Source organism: Pseudomonas sp. BS3782 TE3695 (genome assembly GCF_050435305.1).
Taxonomy (GTDB): Bacteria; Pseudomonadota; Gammaproteobacteria; order Pseudomonadales; family Pseudomonadaceae; genus Aquipseudomonas.
In genome coordinates this window covers 143935-158294 of record NZ_JBNDKB010000001.1, presented here as the reverse complement: position 1 = coordinate 158294, position 14360 = coordinate 143935, and the positions used below count along the sequence as shown (strand labels likewise).

Sequence of the window (14360 nt, the reverse complement as noted above, 5' to 3'; positions counted from 1 at the left end):
CAAGGGTTACACCTCGCGTTTGGGTGTTTCACAGGTGCCACTGGCGCCGCAGGCGTAGGCGGCGAGCAAACTGCACAACAAGCTGTTGAAAGACATGACAGGCGCTCCAGATGAATGATGACGGCTCTGATGATAGGGCCGTGCCAGACGCTTGGCCGGTAGATTGTTTCGATGAGTGTCATAGGTCGAAAGTTGTATACAATTTTTGATTCAGGTCATAGGAACTTGCGAAGATTTCAGGCAGTCTTCTGTCCATTAGAACGTTTGTTAACCCTGCCTTGGAGATTCACCATGTTTGCCAAACTTGTTGCGGTATCCCTGTTGACACTGGCCAGCAGTCAATTGATGGCTGCCGAGTGCAAGACAACCATCGACTCCACCGATCAGATGTCCTTCAGCACCAAGGCCATTGAAATCGACAAAAGCTGCAAGACCTTTACCGTTGAACTGACTCACTCCGGTAGCCTGCCAAAAAACGTCATGGGCCATAACTGGGTACTGAGCAAAGAAGCCGACATGCAGCCGATCGCTACCGACGGCCTGGCGGCAGGTATCGATAAGAACTACCTGAAAGACGGTGATGCCCGCATCATTGCTCACACCAAACTCATCGGCGCGAAGGAAACCGACTCGGTGACTTTCGATGTATCGAAGCTCAATGCGGCTGAGAAGTACGGTTTCTTCTGCTCGTTCCCGGGCCACATCTCGATGATGAAAGGTACGGTTACTCTGAAGTAATCGAATCAAACGCATAAAAAAAGCGTCCGCTAGGGACGCTTTTTTTGTGCTCATTTTTGGGCCAACCCGATGTAGGAGCTGTCGAGTGAAACGAGGCTGCGATCTTTTGATTGTGATCTTAAAGCAAGATCAAAAGATCGCAGCCTCGTTTCACTCGACAGCTCCTACAGGTCTATATAGTTACAAGGTCCTTAAGGCGCGAACGGCATCACGCGCTTGTGATGGGTCTTTTTATACGTATCGCAGATGATCTTGAACGCTTCCTCACGCACCGGCTCGCCGTGCAGGAAGGCGTCGATCTCGGCATAGGTCACACCGTGGGACGCTTCGTCCGGTTTACCCGGCGAGAGGTCTTCGAGGTCGGCGGTCGGTATTTTTTCCACCAGCGACTCCGGCGCGCCGAAGCTGCGGGCGATGGCCCGGACCTGATTTTTCACCAGGCCGCTCAGCGGTGCGAGGTCGCAGGCGCCATCACCGAATTTGGTGAAGAAACCCATCACTGCTTCTGCCGCATGGTCGGTGCCGATCACCAGGCCATGAGCCGCGCCAGCGATGGTGTATTGCGCAACCATGCGCATCCGCGCCTTGGTGTTGCCCAGCACGAAATCCCTCTGCACCGCCTCTTTACCCTCGAAGGCCGCCACTTCGTTGGCCAGGGATTTGACCGCCGGGCCAATGTTTACGGTGTGGCGCTCATCGGGGGCAATGAAGTCCATTGAGGCCTGGGCATCATGTTCGTCGAACTGGACACCATAAGGCAGACGCACGGCGATGAACTTGTAGCTGGCGTCGCCGGTGCGCTCGCGCAGTTCACGCATGGCGCGCTGGGCCAGCAGGCCGGCAGTCAGGGAATCGACGCCGCCACTGATGCCCAGCACCAGCGTCTTGAGCCCGGCATTGACCAGGCAGTCCTGAATGAAGGTAATCCGCCGGGCGACTTCAGCCTCGAGGGCGAGTTGATCCGCGAACGGCGGTTGGACCTTGAGCTGTTCAGCAATCTCACGCTGTACGGCTTGCATGAATTCACTCCTTGCTAGATGGGCTGGAAATGGCGGCAGGTACTTGGAAAACATGTCGTAAATAGGCGACGAAATTCGGATCGTTGCAATGAGTCTTGCCAGGCTCATCAGAAATCTTGGCCACCGGCTGGCCATTGCAGGCCGTCATTTTAAGCACGATGCTCATCGGTTCGACACCCGCAATGTCACACGTCAGGTTAGTGCCGATACCGAAGCTGACATTGATCCGACCGTGCAATGCGCGAAAAATCTCCAGAGATTTGGGTAGCGTCAGACTGTCGGAAAACACCAGTGTCTTGCTCATCGGGTCGATGCCAAGCTTGTGATAGTGGGCGATGGCTTTTTCCGCCCACTGCACCGGGTCACCGGAATCGTGGCGCAAGCCGTCGAAGAGCTTGGCAAAGAACAGGTCGAAATCGCCAAGGAAGGCATCGAAAGTGATGCAGTCGGTCAAGGCGATCCCCAGCAAACCCCGGTATTCGCGGACCCAGCAGTCGAGGGCGGCAATCTGGCTGTCGATCAACCGTGGACCGAGTTGCTGATGGGCCATGATCCATTCGTGCGCCATGGTGCCCAGCGGCTTCATGTCCAGCTCCCGGGACAGGTGCACGTTGCTGGTACCGACGAAGCGACCGGGGAAGTCATGCTTGAGCACGTTCACCACTTCTTCCTGTACACGGTACGAGAAGCGACGGCGAGTGCCGAAATCGGCTACCTGCAATTCGGACAATTCGTCCGCGCTGGCGTTGGCGGTCAGCCAGTCGAACTTGCGATAGAGCTGTTCGCGGGCCTGTTCCAGAATGATTTCCCGGTAGCGATAACGGTTGCGCACTTCGCTGACCATGGCCAGTAGCGGCACTTCGAACAGAATCACGTGCAGCCACGGCCCGCGCAGACGGATGAACAACTCACCGTTTTCAATGCCGGTGTGGATGTAGCGAAGATTGAAGCGGAACAGACCGAGAAAACGCAGGAAGTCCGGTTTCAGGAAGCTGATACGCTCCAGGAAACTCAATTGATCGGCACTCAGGCTCAACTCGGCCAGACGCTCGATCTGAAAACGGATCTCCGCCAGGTACGGGCGCAGATCCTCGCTGTTACGGCAACGAAACTCCCATTCGACTTCCACGTTCGGGTAGTTGTGCAGCACCGCCTGCATCATCGTCAGTTTGTAGAAGTCGGTGTCGAGCAGGTTCTGCACGATGCGATCGGCAAACACACTCTCGCTCATAACGCGGTTCTCCAGGCTGGCCGCGGCCCGTGGCAGCGACGTCGCAGCTGTTTCAATGAATGGGGCTAGTGGCGCATATCAGCGGTAAGGATTGCCAGCGATTTTTGCATCAGCGCAAATTGCCTCTGTAGGAGCTGTCGAGTGCAACGAGGCTGCGATCTCTTGATCTTGCTTTTAAGATCACAATCAAAAGATCGCAGCCTCGTTGCACTCGACAGCTCCTACATAGCTCCTACATAGCTCCTATGGGGAGTTAATCGTTAGATGTGGGATTGTCGATCTGCTCCAGCATCCACTTCACAAAATCCCGCACCTTGGGCACTTCCGCCGAATGCTCCGGATACGCCAGGTAATAGGCGTCGGTGCTGGGCATCGCATGCTTCCAGGGAATGACCAGTTTGCCGTCGGCCAATTCTTCTTCCACTAGAAACCGTGGCAACAGCGCCACGCCGCAGCCGACCTGGGCGGCGCGGATGCACATGTAGAAGGTTTCGAAACGCGGGCCGTGGTAGCTGTGTTCGGTGTGGTAGCCCTGGCTGTCGAACCAGTCGTGCCAGGCCTGGGGCCGGGAAGCATTTTGCAGCAGGACCAGGTCGGTGAGTTGCGTAGGATCGGTGAACGGCGTGTCCGGCAGGCTGCCCGGTGCGCAGACCGGCACCAGTTCCTCGCCAAACAGCTTCAGGCATTCGGTGCCGGGCCGAGAGCCCTGGCCAAAGTAAAACGCCAGGTCGCTGCGACCTTGCAGCAGATCATCCGCTTCCTGTTCGCTGCACAGGTCCAGATGGATCGACGGATGGCGCAGACGCCAGCCTTTCAAACGTGGCACCAGCCAGCGTGCACCGAAGGTCGGAGGCGTGGAGACGCGCAAGACTTCGGTATCACCGCCGTAGGAGCGCAGGTAATGGGTGGACATTTCGACCTGTGTGAGGATTTTTCTTACCTCCACCAGATACAAATCACCGGCGGGGGTCATTTGCAGACGTCGGCGCACCCGGCGGAACAGCAGGTGTTGCAACAACTCTTCAAGTTGCGCCACCTGTTTGCTCACGGCGCTCTGCGTCAGGTTCAGCTCCTCGGCGGCACGGGTGAAGCTCAAATGCCGGGTCACGGCCTCGAAGCACTGCAACGCGGTGATCGACGGCAAGTAGCGTTTATTCAGCATGGGTGGTCCTTTTTCTTGTTTCTCTGTGCTCTTTTTTACCGGCAGATTCGCAGCATGAATAAACGGAATGATATCTCTCTTAAAGGTCGTTTGTTGGGTAACCTCCGGGGAGCTAAAACTACAGGTCTGATCAGCCGAATAAATCCGGCTGCACGTTTTCTGTTTTTTGCTTGAGGAGTGACCCATGGTTGCCGCATTGCTTGATCGTCTTGGTGTGAACCCGGCCCTGTACCAGAACGGCAAAGTGCCGGTGCATTCGCCTATCGATGGCAGCCGTATCGCTGCCGTGAACTGGGAAGGCGCCGCTGAAGTCGAGCAGCACATCAGTCGCGCAGATCATGCGTTCGAACTGTGGCGCAAGGTTCCGGCGCCGCGTCGTGGCGAATTGGTGCGCCAATTGGGCGACATCCTGCGCGAGTACAAAGCCGACCTCGGTGAACTGGTGTCCTGGGAAGCCGGCAAGATCACTCAGGAAGGTCTGGGTGAAGTTCAGGAAATGATCGATATCTGCGACTTTGCGGTCGGTCTGTCCCGTCAGCTGTACGGTTTGACCATCGCCTCCGAGCGTCCTGGCCACCACATGCGCGAAACCTGGCACCCGCTGGGCATCGTTGGCGTGATCAGCGCGTTCAACTTCCCGGTCGCCGTTTGGGCCTGGAACGCCACGCTGGCGCTGGTCTGCGGCAACCCGGTGATCTGGAAGCCGTCGGAGAAAACCCCGCTGACCGCGTTGGCCTGCCAGGCGCTGTTTGATCGCGTCCTGAAAAATTTCAGCGACGCACCACCGCACCTGAGCCAAGTGATTATCGGCGGCCGCGATGCCGGCGAAGCGCTGGTCGATGACCCGCGTGTCGCACTGGTCAGCGCCACCGGCAGCACCCGCATGGGCCGCGAAGTGGCGCCGAAAATCGCCGCACGTTTTGCCCGCAGCATTCTCGAGCTGGGCGGCAACAACGCGATGATCCTCGGCCCAAGCGCCGATCTGGACATGGCCGTACGAGCGATTCTGTTCAGCGCCGTCGGCACTGCCGGTCAGCGTTGCACCACGTTGCGTCGCCTGATCGCCCATGAGTCGGTGAAGGAAGAAATCGTCACCCGCCTGAAAGCCGCTTATTCCAAAGTACGCATCGGCCATCCGCTGGAAGGCAATCTGATTGGGCCTCTGATCGACAAACATAGCTTCGAAAACATGCAGGACGCGCTGGAGCAAGCCTTGAGCGAAGGCGGTCGGGTGTTCGGCGGCAAGCGCCAGCTGGAAGACAAATTCCCCAACGCTTACTACGTTTCGCCAGCCATCGTCGAAATGCCGGAACAGAGCGATGTGGTGTGCAGCGAAACCTTCGCGCCGATTCTGTACGTGATCGGTTACAACGATTTTGAAGAGGCGCTGCGCCTGAACAACGCCGTGCCACAAGGCCTGTCGTCGTGCATCTTCACCACCGACGTGCGTGAAGCCGAGCGGTTCATGTCGGCGGTGGGCAGTGATTGCGGCATCGCCAACGTCAACATCGGCCCGAGCGGTGCGGAAATCGGTGGTGCATTTGGCGGCGAGAAGGAGACGGGCGGTGGTCGTGAATCCGGTTCGGATGCATGGCGTGGGTACATGCGCCGTCAGACCAATACCGTGAACTATTCGCTGGAGTTGCCGTTGGCTCAGGGGATTACATTCGATTAAGCAGCGGCAAGCTACAAGCTTCAAGCTTCAAGCAGACTGGCTTGCAGCTTGTAGCTTGCGTCTTGTAGCTGCTCCGACAGGAGCTTGCAATGCCGTTACGCGAAGAGTGTCTGTGGGAAAAACTGACGCCGCAAAGGCCCGACAACGTGGCGCTCAAGGGCGAGGTGACGGTGGATGTCTGCGTCATCGGTGCCGGTTTCACCGGTTTGTCGGCGGCGGTGCATCTGCTGGAACAAGGTAAAAGTGTCTGTGTGCTGGAAGCGCATCGCGCCGGGCATGGCGGTTCGGGGCGTAACGTCGGGCTGGTCAATGCCGGGATGTGGATTCCACCGGATGAGATCGAAGCCGGTTTCGGCGAGGCGGTCGGCAGTCAGCTCAACCGCATGCTGGGTGCGGCACCGTCGCTGGTGTTCAGCCTGGTCGACAAATACAACATCGATTGCCAGTTACGCCGCGAAGGCACGCTGCACATGGCGCACAACGCGCGTGGCGAAGCGGATCTGCGCAGTCGCGAAGAACAATGGAAACGTCGCGGTGCACCGGTGGAACTGTTAACCGGTCAAGCCTGCGAACAAGCCACCGGAACTAAAAAGATCGCCGCCGCCTTGCTCGATCGGCGCGCCGGCACGATCAACCCGATGGCTTACGCCACGGGGCTGGCCAACGCGGCCATCGGCCTCGGCGGTCAGCTGTTCGATCATTCCCCGGTCACCCGACTCGAACGTCAGGGCCAGCGCTGGTCGGTGCAAACCGCCCAGGGTTCGGTGCTGGCCGAGCAGGTGGTCATCGCCTCCAACGCCTATACCGAAGGTGACTGGACAGAGCTGCGGCGCAATTTCTTCCCCGGTTATTACTATCAAGTGGCCTCAGTGCCGCTGACCGAAGACGCCGCGCAACAGATTCTGCCCGGCGGCCAGGGTTCCTGGGACACCCGGCAGGTGCTCAGCAGCATCCGTCGCGATGCCGAAGGGCGGTTGTTACTCGGCAGTCTCGGCAATGGCAACCAGAAACCGACCTGGTTCCTGAAAGCCTGGGCCGACCGGGTTCAGCAGCATTACTTTCCATACTTGAAGCCGGTGGAGTGGGAGTGCACCTGGACCGGTTGTATCGCCTTCACTCCCGATCATTTGATGCGCCTGTTCGAGCCGGCACCGGGTCTGGTGGCTGTCACCGGCTACAACGGTCGAGGCGTGACCACCGGTACAGTGGTCGGCAAAGCCTTTGCCGATTATTTGTGTAATGGAAATCCCCAAGCCCTGCCGATTCCCTTCGCGCCCATGCAGCCATTGGCGGGTGCGGGGCTGCGAAGCTGCCTGTATGAAGCCGGATTTTCGTTGTATCACGCGGGCCAGTGCCTGCGGATCGTCATCTGATTGTTGAAATATGTTGCTGGAAGCGGCGCTTTTCAGCGAAGCGGCTAGCCTGTAATGGTGCGGGTTGTAGCAGTCCCGCACCAGCAGTGTGCAGTTCGGTGACGCGGGCTGTTACAGGCTGGTTGCACATCGTTTGGCGCTGCGGTTGCAATGATGGCGCATACGGGTTGCACCTTTAAATGTAAAAGGTTTTACCTCCCGCGGTTTAGACGGTTGCACGCCCAATGAAAATGGGCCCGAAACAGTCGAAATAACAATAAGGCAGCGACTTTTTTCAGAATAAAAAACCGATGGCACGGCCCTTGCTCTGAGCATTCAGAGAAGTCGCAGTGCCAACTAAAAAAAACCTTGGAGCACCACCTCATGTCCCAGACGTTTTACAAGAAAGGCTTTCTGGCCCTCGCAGTGGCAACTGCGTTGGGTGTTTCTGCGTTTGCACAGGCTGATGTGAAAATTGGTGTGGCGGGGCCGATGACAGGCGCCAACGCCGCATTTGGCGAGCAGTACATGAAGGGTGCGCAGGCAGCGGCTGATGCAGTCAACGCCGCGGGCGGCGTCAACGGGGAAAAAATCGTACTGGTCAAAGGCGATGACGCCTGCGAACCAAAACAGGCTGTGACGGTCGCCAAGGACCTGACCAACCAGAAAGTCGCAGGCGTAGTCGGTCACTTCTGCTCCTCGTCGACCATCCCGGCCTCGGAGATCTACGACGAAGCCGGCATCATCGCGATCACTCCAGGCTCCACCAACCCGGCTGTTACCGAACGCGGCCTGAGTGCGATGTTCCGTATGTGCGGGCGTGACGACCAGCAAGGCATCGTGGCCGGCGACTACATCGTCGACGTGCTCAAGGGCAAGAAAGTGGTGGTCCTGCACGACAAGGACACCTACGGCCAAGGTCTGGCGGATGCCACCAAGGCTCAACTGGCCAAGCGCGGTGTAACGCCAGTGCTGTATGAAGGCCTGACCCGTGGCGAAAAAGACTTCAGCACCATCGTCACCAAAATCCGCGGCGCTGGCGCCGACGTCGTTTACTTCGGTGGCCTGCACCCGGAAGCCGGTCCTCTGGTTCGTCAACTGCGTGAGCAAGGCCTCAAAGACGTCAAGTTCATGTCCGACGACGGCATCGTAACCGACGAACTGGTGACCACCGCTGGCGGTCCGCAATTCGTTGATGGCGTGCTGATGACCTTTGGTGCCGACCCACGCCTGCTGCCAGACAGCAAGACTGTAGTGGACGAGTTCCGCAAGAAAGGCACCGAGCCTGAAGGCTACACCCTGTATGCCTATGCTTCGGTCCAGGCCCTGGCTGCCGCCTTCAATGGTGCCAAGAAGAATGATGGCGAAGCGGCGGCCAAATGGCTGAAAGCCAACAAGGTCAAAACCGTGATGGGCGAGAAGGAATGGGACCAGAAGGGCGACCTGAAAGTCTCCGACTACGTGGTTTACCAGTGGGACAAGGATGGCAAATACCACCAGCTGGAAAAACAGAAGTAAGGGCTGACATGATCAGTTGAACCCCACAAGTCCCTGTGGGAGCGAGCCTGCTCGCGAAGACGGACTGACAGACAGCGGCTTTGTTGATTGTTCAACCGTTTTCGCGAGCAGACTTGCTCCCACACGGAATCAGTGGGGCCAGGCTGATCGTGGCTGACATTACTCCGACGTAAATCTGTATTTTTCCTAGAAGAACCGCACATCACTGGTGTGCAGGTTCTCACTGCGTGAGATTGCGTTATGGATGGTATTTTCCTGCAGCAACTGGTCAACGGCCTGACCCTCGGGTCGGTCTATGGCCTGATCGCCATCGGCTACACAATGGTCTATGGCATCATCGGCATGATCAACTTCGCCCACGGCGAGGTTTACATGATTTCCGCTTACCTCGCGGCAATCAGTCTGGCTCTGCTGGCTTACTTCGGTATTGAATCCTTCCCCCTGCTGATGCTTGGCACACTGGTCTTCACCATCATCGTCACGGCGGTGTATGGCTGGGTCATCGAGCGCGTCGCCTACAAACCGCTGCGCAACTCCACCCGACTGGCACCGCTGATCAGCGCCATCGGTATTTCGCTGATCCTGCAAAACTATGCACAGATTTCCCAAGGCGCCCGTCAACAAGGCGTACCGACACTGCTGACCGGTGCATGGCGAGTTGAAGTCGGAACCGGCTTCGTCCAGCTCACCTACACCAAAATCTTCATTCTGATTGCAGCGTTTGTCGGGATGGCCCTGCTGACCTACGTCATCAAGTACACCAAGCTCGGCCGGATGTGCCGCGCCACCCAGCAAGACCGCAAGATGGCCTCGATCCTGGGGATCAACACCGATCGCGTCATTTCCTACGTGTTCATCATCGGTGCCGCGATGGCCGCCCTGGCCGGTGTGCTGATCACCATGAACTACGGCACATTCGACTTCTACGCGGGCTTCATCATTGGCATCAAGGCGTTCACCGCTGCGGTGCTTGGCGGGATCGGCTCGCTGCCTGGGGCGATGCTCGGCGGGATCATTCTCGGGATCTCCGAGTCGCTGTTCTCCGGATTGGTCAACTCGGACTACAAAGACGTTTTCAGCTTCTCGCTGCTCGTTCTCGTTCTGGTCTTTCGGCCCCAAGGCCTGCTCGGCCGTCCTCTTGTGTCGAAGGTGTAAGCGATGTCTTCAACCACTAAAAAAACCATTGATCTCAAAACAAGCCTGGTTGACGCGATTCTTGCCGGCCTGGTGGCCCTGATTGTGTTCGGCCCGATTGTCGGCGTGGTCCTGGACGGCTACGGCTTCAATCTGGAAGCGACCCGGGTGGCATGGATTGTCGCCATCGTCATGGCCGGCCGCTTTGCCTTGAGCCTGTTCCTGCAAACCCCCAAGGGCCTGACAATTCTTGAAGGTTTTGAAAGCACTGGCTCCGGGGTTCATGTTCTGCCGCCTGATTACAAATCCCGGTTGCGCTGGATCATTCCGGTGATGATCGTCATCGCCGTGGTGTTCCCGTTTTTCTCCAACTCCTACCTGCTGGGCGTGGTCATCCTCGGGCTGATCTACGTATTGCTGGGCCTGGGGCTGAACATCGTGGTCGGCCTGGCCGGCCTGCTCGACCTGGGTTACGTGGCGTTTTATGCCATTGGTGCCTACGGCCTGGCACTCGGTTATCAATACCTGGGGCTGGGTTTCTGGACGGTGCTGCCGCTGGCGGCAATCATTGCCGGGTTAGCCGGGTGCATTCTGGGTTTCCCGGTGCTGCGTCTGCACGGTGACTACCTGGCGATCGTGACCCTGGGGTTCGGTGAAATCATCCGGTTGATCCTCAATAACTGGCTGTCCCTGACTGGCGGCCCGAACGGTATGGCCGCGCCGCTGCCAACATTCTTCGGCCTGGAGTTCGGCAAAAGAGCGAAGGAGGGAGGTGTTCCGTTCCATGAGTTCTTCGGCATCGCCTATAACCCGGACGTGAAGTACTACTTCATTTACGCGGTGTTGTTCCTGGTGGTACTGGGTGTGCTGTACGTCAAGCACCGTCTGACCCGCATGCCGGTCGGTCGCGCGTGGGAAGCCTTGCGCGAAGACGAAATTGCCTGCCGCTCCATGGGCCTGAATCACGTACTGGTCAAGCTGTCAGCGTTCACTATCGGCGCATCGACGGCGGGTCTGGCCGGTGTGTTCTTCGCCACCTATCAGGGATTCGTCAACCCGACCTCATTCACCTTCTTCGAATCGGCACTGATCCTCGCCATCGTGGTGCTCGGCGGTATGGGCTCGACCATCGGCGTGGTGATCGCGGCCTTCGTGCTGACCGTCGCCCCGGAACTGCTGCGTGGCTTCGCGGAATATCGCGTGCTGCTGTTCGGCATCCTGATGGTGTTGATGATGATCTGGCGACCGCGCGGCTTGATCCGGATCAGCCGTACCGGTGTGACCCCACGTAAAGGAGTGGCGCCATGAGCGAAGAAATCGTTCTCTCGGTCGAAAATCTGATGATGCACTTCGGCGGCATCAAAGCCCTCAATAACGTGAGCCTGCAAGTCAAACGCAACTCGATTTTTGCGTTGATCGGTCCAAATGGTGCGGGCAAGACCACGGTGTTCAACTGCCTGACCGGCTTCTATAAAGCGTCCGGTGGGCATATCGAGCTCAATGCCCATGGCATGAAAACCGACGTCATCAAAATGCTCGGGGAACCGTTCAAGGCAGTTGATTTCGTTTCGCCAAAAAGCTTGATCAGCCGGCTCCACTACAAGATGTTTGGTGGCACGCACCTGATCAACCGTGCCGGTCTGGCGCGGACTTTCCAGAATATTCGCCTGTTCAAGGAAATGTCGGTGCTGGAAAACCTGCTGGTGGCCCAGCACATGTGGGTCAATCGCAACCTGCTTTCGGGCATCCTCAACACCAAGGGTTACCGCAAAGCCGAAAGCGATGCGCTGGACCATGCGTTCTATTGGCTGGAAGTGGTGGACCTGGTGGACTGCGCCAATCGCCTGGCCGGCGAGCTGTCCTATGGTCAGCAACGCCGTCTGGAGATCGCACGGGCCATGTGTACCCGGCCGCAGATCATCTGCCTCGACGAACCGGCCGCCGGCCTCAACCCTCAGGAAACCGAAGCGCTGAGCGCGATGATCCGGCTGCTGCGCGACGAGCACGATCTGACCGTGGTGCTGATCGAACACGACATGGGCATGGTAATGAGTATTTCCGACCACATCGTGGTGCTGGACCACGGCGTTGTCATCGCCGAGGGCGGGCCTGAAGCGATTCGACACGATCCGAAAGTGATTGCCGCCTACCTGGGTGCCGAAGAAGAGGAAGTGGTATGAGTAAACCCATCCTCGAACTCAAGAATCTGGACGTGTTCTACGGGCCGATCCAGGCCCTGAAAAAAGTCTCGTTGCACATCAATGAAGGTGAAACCGTCAGCCTGATCGGCTCCAACGGCGCCGGCAAATCGACCCTGCTGATGTCGATCTTCGGCCAGCCACGGGCCGCTGACGGGCAAATTATCTATCAAGGTGTGGATATCACGCACAAATCGTCCCACTACATCGCGTCCAACGGTATCGCTCAATCGCCCGAAGGCCGGCGGGTGTTCCCTGACATGACCGTCGAGGAAAACCTGTTGATGGGTACGATTCCAATCGGTGACAAGTACGCCAAGGAAGACATGCAGCGCATGTTCGAGTTGTTTCCACGGCTCGAAGAGCGGCGCACCCAACGCGCGATGACCATGTCCGGCGGCGAGCAACAAATGCTCGCCATCGCCCGGGCGCTCATGAGCCGGCCAAAGCTGTTGCTGCTCGATGAGCCGAGCCTGGGGCTGGCGCCGATCGTGGTGAAACAGATCTTCGCGACCCTGCGGGAACTGGCCAGCACCGGCATGACCATCTTCCTGGTGGAGCAGAACGCCAACCACGCTCTCAAGTTGTCAGACCGGGCGTACGTGATGGTCAACGGCGAGATCCGCCTCAGCGGCACCGGCAAGGAGCTGCTGGTGAACGATGAGGTGCGTAACGCCTACCTCGGCGGCCACTAAACCGAAGAGCCCAAAAAACGCTCTGACGCACTCAACGTCAGGGCGTTTTTTTATGCCCGAATCCCCCGCAGGAGCTGCCGAAGGCTGCGATCTTTTGATCTTGCTTTGAGTTGTCTGTGGAAAAGATCGCAGCCTTCGGCAGCTCCTACACAGGATGGCGCTTTGAGGTAAAGGGAAATTGTGGAAAACAATATTCACGACCTCTCAAAGCGCGACATAAAGCCGCTGCAAATTGCTGTTTTATCACGGTTTTGAGTTGTCCCCGTTTGCTGTGGAGCTGGCTGTGAATAACGTGGGAGTAGCTGGCTGTAAGCCTTTGAATCCGTGGCTTGTAGCGATGTGACTGTTTTTTGAACAGGTGTTTTTGCGGGACCTCTAGCCGGCTTTGTCAACCTTTTTGTTAGGCACGAACCTGGCATGAATTGAGGTTGACAAGCCTGTGGATAAGTCTGTGGTTAAACTCTGGAAAGAGTCGGCTGAGGGCCGTAGTTACTGGCTTGGCGCCATCGTCGGTTTGACCATCCGGTCGTGCAAATTGCCCGGGGTTACACAGCAGGCACTCGAGGGTCAAGCAAAAAACTTTCTAATCTGCCCGCAAAGCCTTATAGGCAGCGGCTTGCAGCTTTTGCACTTGCCCCCGGAAACTGTGGACCGGCCTGTGGATAAGGTGCGCGTACATGGCTGCAAGCCACAGCCCATATGGCGTTGCCGGTGTTGATTGTTTTTTGTACGGTTTTTGCGGTGGTTGCCGCTGTGGACAAGGCCGGGCATGCTGGCAACTGATTTTCTATTCCAAGGGCTGTCGATCAGCCGAAGCAAGGAGAACACGATGTCCAACACCCTGTTTATTACCGGCGCGACTTCCGGTTTTGGTGAAGCCTGCGCCCGTCGTTTTGCCGAAGCCGGCTGGAAACTGGTGCTGACAGGTCGTCGTGAAGAGCGCCTCAATGCCCTGTGTGCCGAGTTGTCGAAGCAGACCGAGGTTCATGGCCTGGTGCTCGACGTACGGGATCGCAAGGCCATGGAGGAAGCGATTGCCAACCTGCCGCCGTCCTTCGCCAAGCTGCGCGGGCTGATCAACAACGCCGGCCTGGCCTTGGGCGTGGACCCGGCTCCCAAGTGCGACCTTGATGATTGGGACACCATGGTCGACACCAACATCAAAGGGCTGATGTACAGCACTCGCCTGTTGTTGCCGCGTTTGATCGCTCACGGTCGTGGCGCCAGCATCGTCAACCTCGGTTCCATCGCCGGCAACTACCCGTATCCGGGCAGCCACGTGTATGGCGCGAGCAAGGCGTTCGTCAAACAATTCTCCCTGAACCTGCGCTGTGACCTGCAAGGGACGGGCGTGCGGGTCAGCAATATCGAGCCGGGCTTGTGCGAGAGCGAGTTCTCGCTGGTGCGTTTCGCTGGTGATCAGGAGCGTTATAACGCCACTTATGCGGGGGCCGAGCCGATCCAGCCGCAAGACATCGCCGAAACCATTTTCTGGGTGCTCAATGCCCCGGCCCATATCAACATCAACAGCCTTGAACTGATGCCGGTGAGCCAGACCTGGAGCGGGTTTGCGATTGAGCGTAAGGGTGGCAAGGCTTAATTGTGGCGAGGGGGCTTGCCCCCGTTCGGGTGCGAAGC

General features: G+C 57.9%; 12 protein-coding genes. 9 read left to right on the top strand and 3 right to left on the bottom strand.

From position 1 onward, the window contains the following. Positions 1-291: 291 nt before the first annotated feature. Positions 292-738 carry an azurin gene (gene azu, locus ABH909_RS00745; RefSeq protein WP_429429737.1) on the top strand — a complete coding sequence of 149 codons (447 nt, stop codon included), beginning with the start codon at positions 292-294 and terminating at the stop codon, positions 736-738. 191 nt (positions 739-929) lie between these two features. Here azu and nadE read toward each other — a convergent pair whose 3' ends face one another. From nadE to ABH909_RS00730, 3 genes are all read right to left on the bottom strand, one after another. Further along, a complete protein-coding gene (nadE, locus tag ABH909_RS00740) occupies positions 930-1757 on the bottom strand; it encodes an ammonia-dependent NAD(+) synthetase (protein ID WP_429429735.1) in 828 nt (275 codons plus the stop codon). Positions 1758-1761: 4 nt separating this feature from the next. Next, positions 1762-2988 carry a nicotinate phosphoribosyltransferase gene (pncB, locus tag ABH909_RS00735; RefSeq protein ID WP_429429733.1) on the bottom strand — a complete coding sequence of 409 codons (1227 nt, stop codon included), beginning with the start codon at positions 2986-2988 and terminating at the stop codon, positions 1762-1764. Positions 2989-3241: 253 nt separating this feature from the next. Further along, the gene (locus ABH909_RS00730) at positions 3242-4150 is read right to left on the bottom strand and encodes a LysR family transcriptional regulator (protein ID WP_429429731.1); all 909 of its coding nucleotides are present in this window, start codon (positions 4148-4150) and stop codon (positions 3242-3244) included. 184 nt (positions 4151-4334) lie between these two features. Here ABH909_RS00730 and amaB point away from each other — a divergent pair, with 184 nt between their 5' ends. The 8 genes from amaB (at position 4335) to ABH909_RS00690 (ending at position 14322) form a co-directional block, all read left to right on the top strand. After that, entirely contained in the window at positions 4335-5825 is a 1491-nt protein-coding gene (gene amaB / locus ABH909_RS00725) for an L-piperidine-6-carboxylate dehydrogenase (RefSeq protein WP_429429729.1), read from the top strand. A gap of 89 nt (positions 5826-5914) precedes the next feature. After that, entirely contained in the window at positions 5915-7198 is a 1284-nt protein-coding gene (gene amaA, locus ABH909_RS00720; protein ID WP_429429727.1) for an L-pipecolate oxidase, read from the top strand. Positions 7199-7561: 363 nt separating this feature from the next. After that, positions 7562-8695 carry an ABC transporter substrate-binding protein gene (locus tag ABH909_RS00715; RefSeq protein ID WP_429429725.1) on the top strand — a complete coding sequence of 378 codons (1134 nt, stop codon included), beginning with the start codon at positions 7562-7564 and terminating at the stop codon, positions 8693-8695. 240 nt (positions 8696-8935) lie between these two features. Then, the gene (locus tag ABH909_RS00710; protein WP_030128310.1) at positions 8936-9850 is read left to right on the top strand and encodes an ABC transporter permease subunit; all 915 of its coding nucleotides are present in this window, start codon (positions 8936-8938) and stop codon (positions 9848-9850) included. A 3-nt stretch (positions 9851-9853) separates the two neighbouring features. Next, entirely contained in the window at positions 9854-11137 is a 1284-nt protein-coding gene (livM, locus tag ABH909_RS00705) for a high-affinity branched-chain amino acid ABC transporter permease LivM (protein WP_429429723.1), read from the top strand. Then, positions 11134-12009 (top strand): ABC transporter ATP-binding protein, encoded by an 876-nt coding sequence (locus ABH909_RS00700; RefSeq protein WP_429429721.1) that lies wholly within the window; start codon positions 11134-11136, stop codon positions 12007-12009. The genes livM and ABH909_RS00700 overlap by 4 nt, the downstream gene beginning before the upstream one ends. Continuing rightward, entirely contained in the window at positions 12006-12722 is a 717-nt protein-coding gene (locus ABH909_RS00695) for an ABC transporter ATP-binding protein (protein WP_429429719.1), read from the top strand. Before ABH909_RS00700 ends, ABH909_RS00695 begins: the two co-directional genes overlap by 4 nt. An 829-nt stretch (positions 12723-13551) precedes the next feature. After that, complete coding sequence (locus ABH909_RS00690; protein ID WP_429429717.1) at positions 13552-14322, top strand: SDR family oxidoreductase; 771 nt, start codon at positions 13552-13554, stop codon at positions 14320-14322. Positions 14323-14360 lie beyond the last annotated feature (38 nt).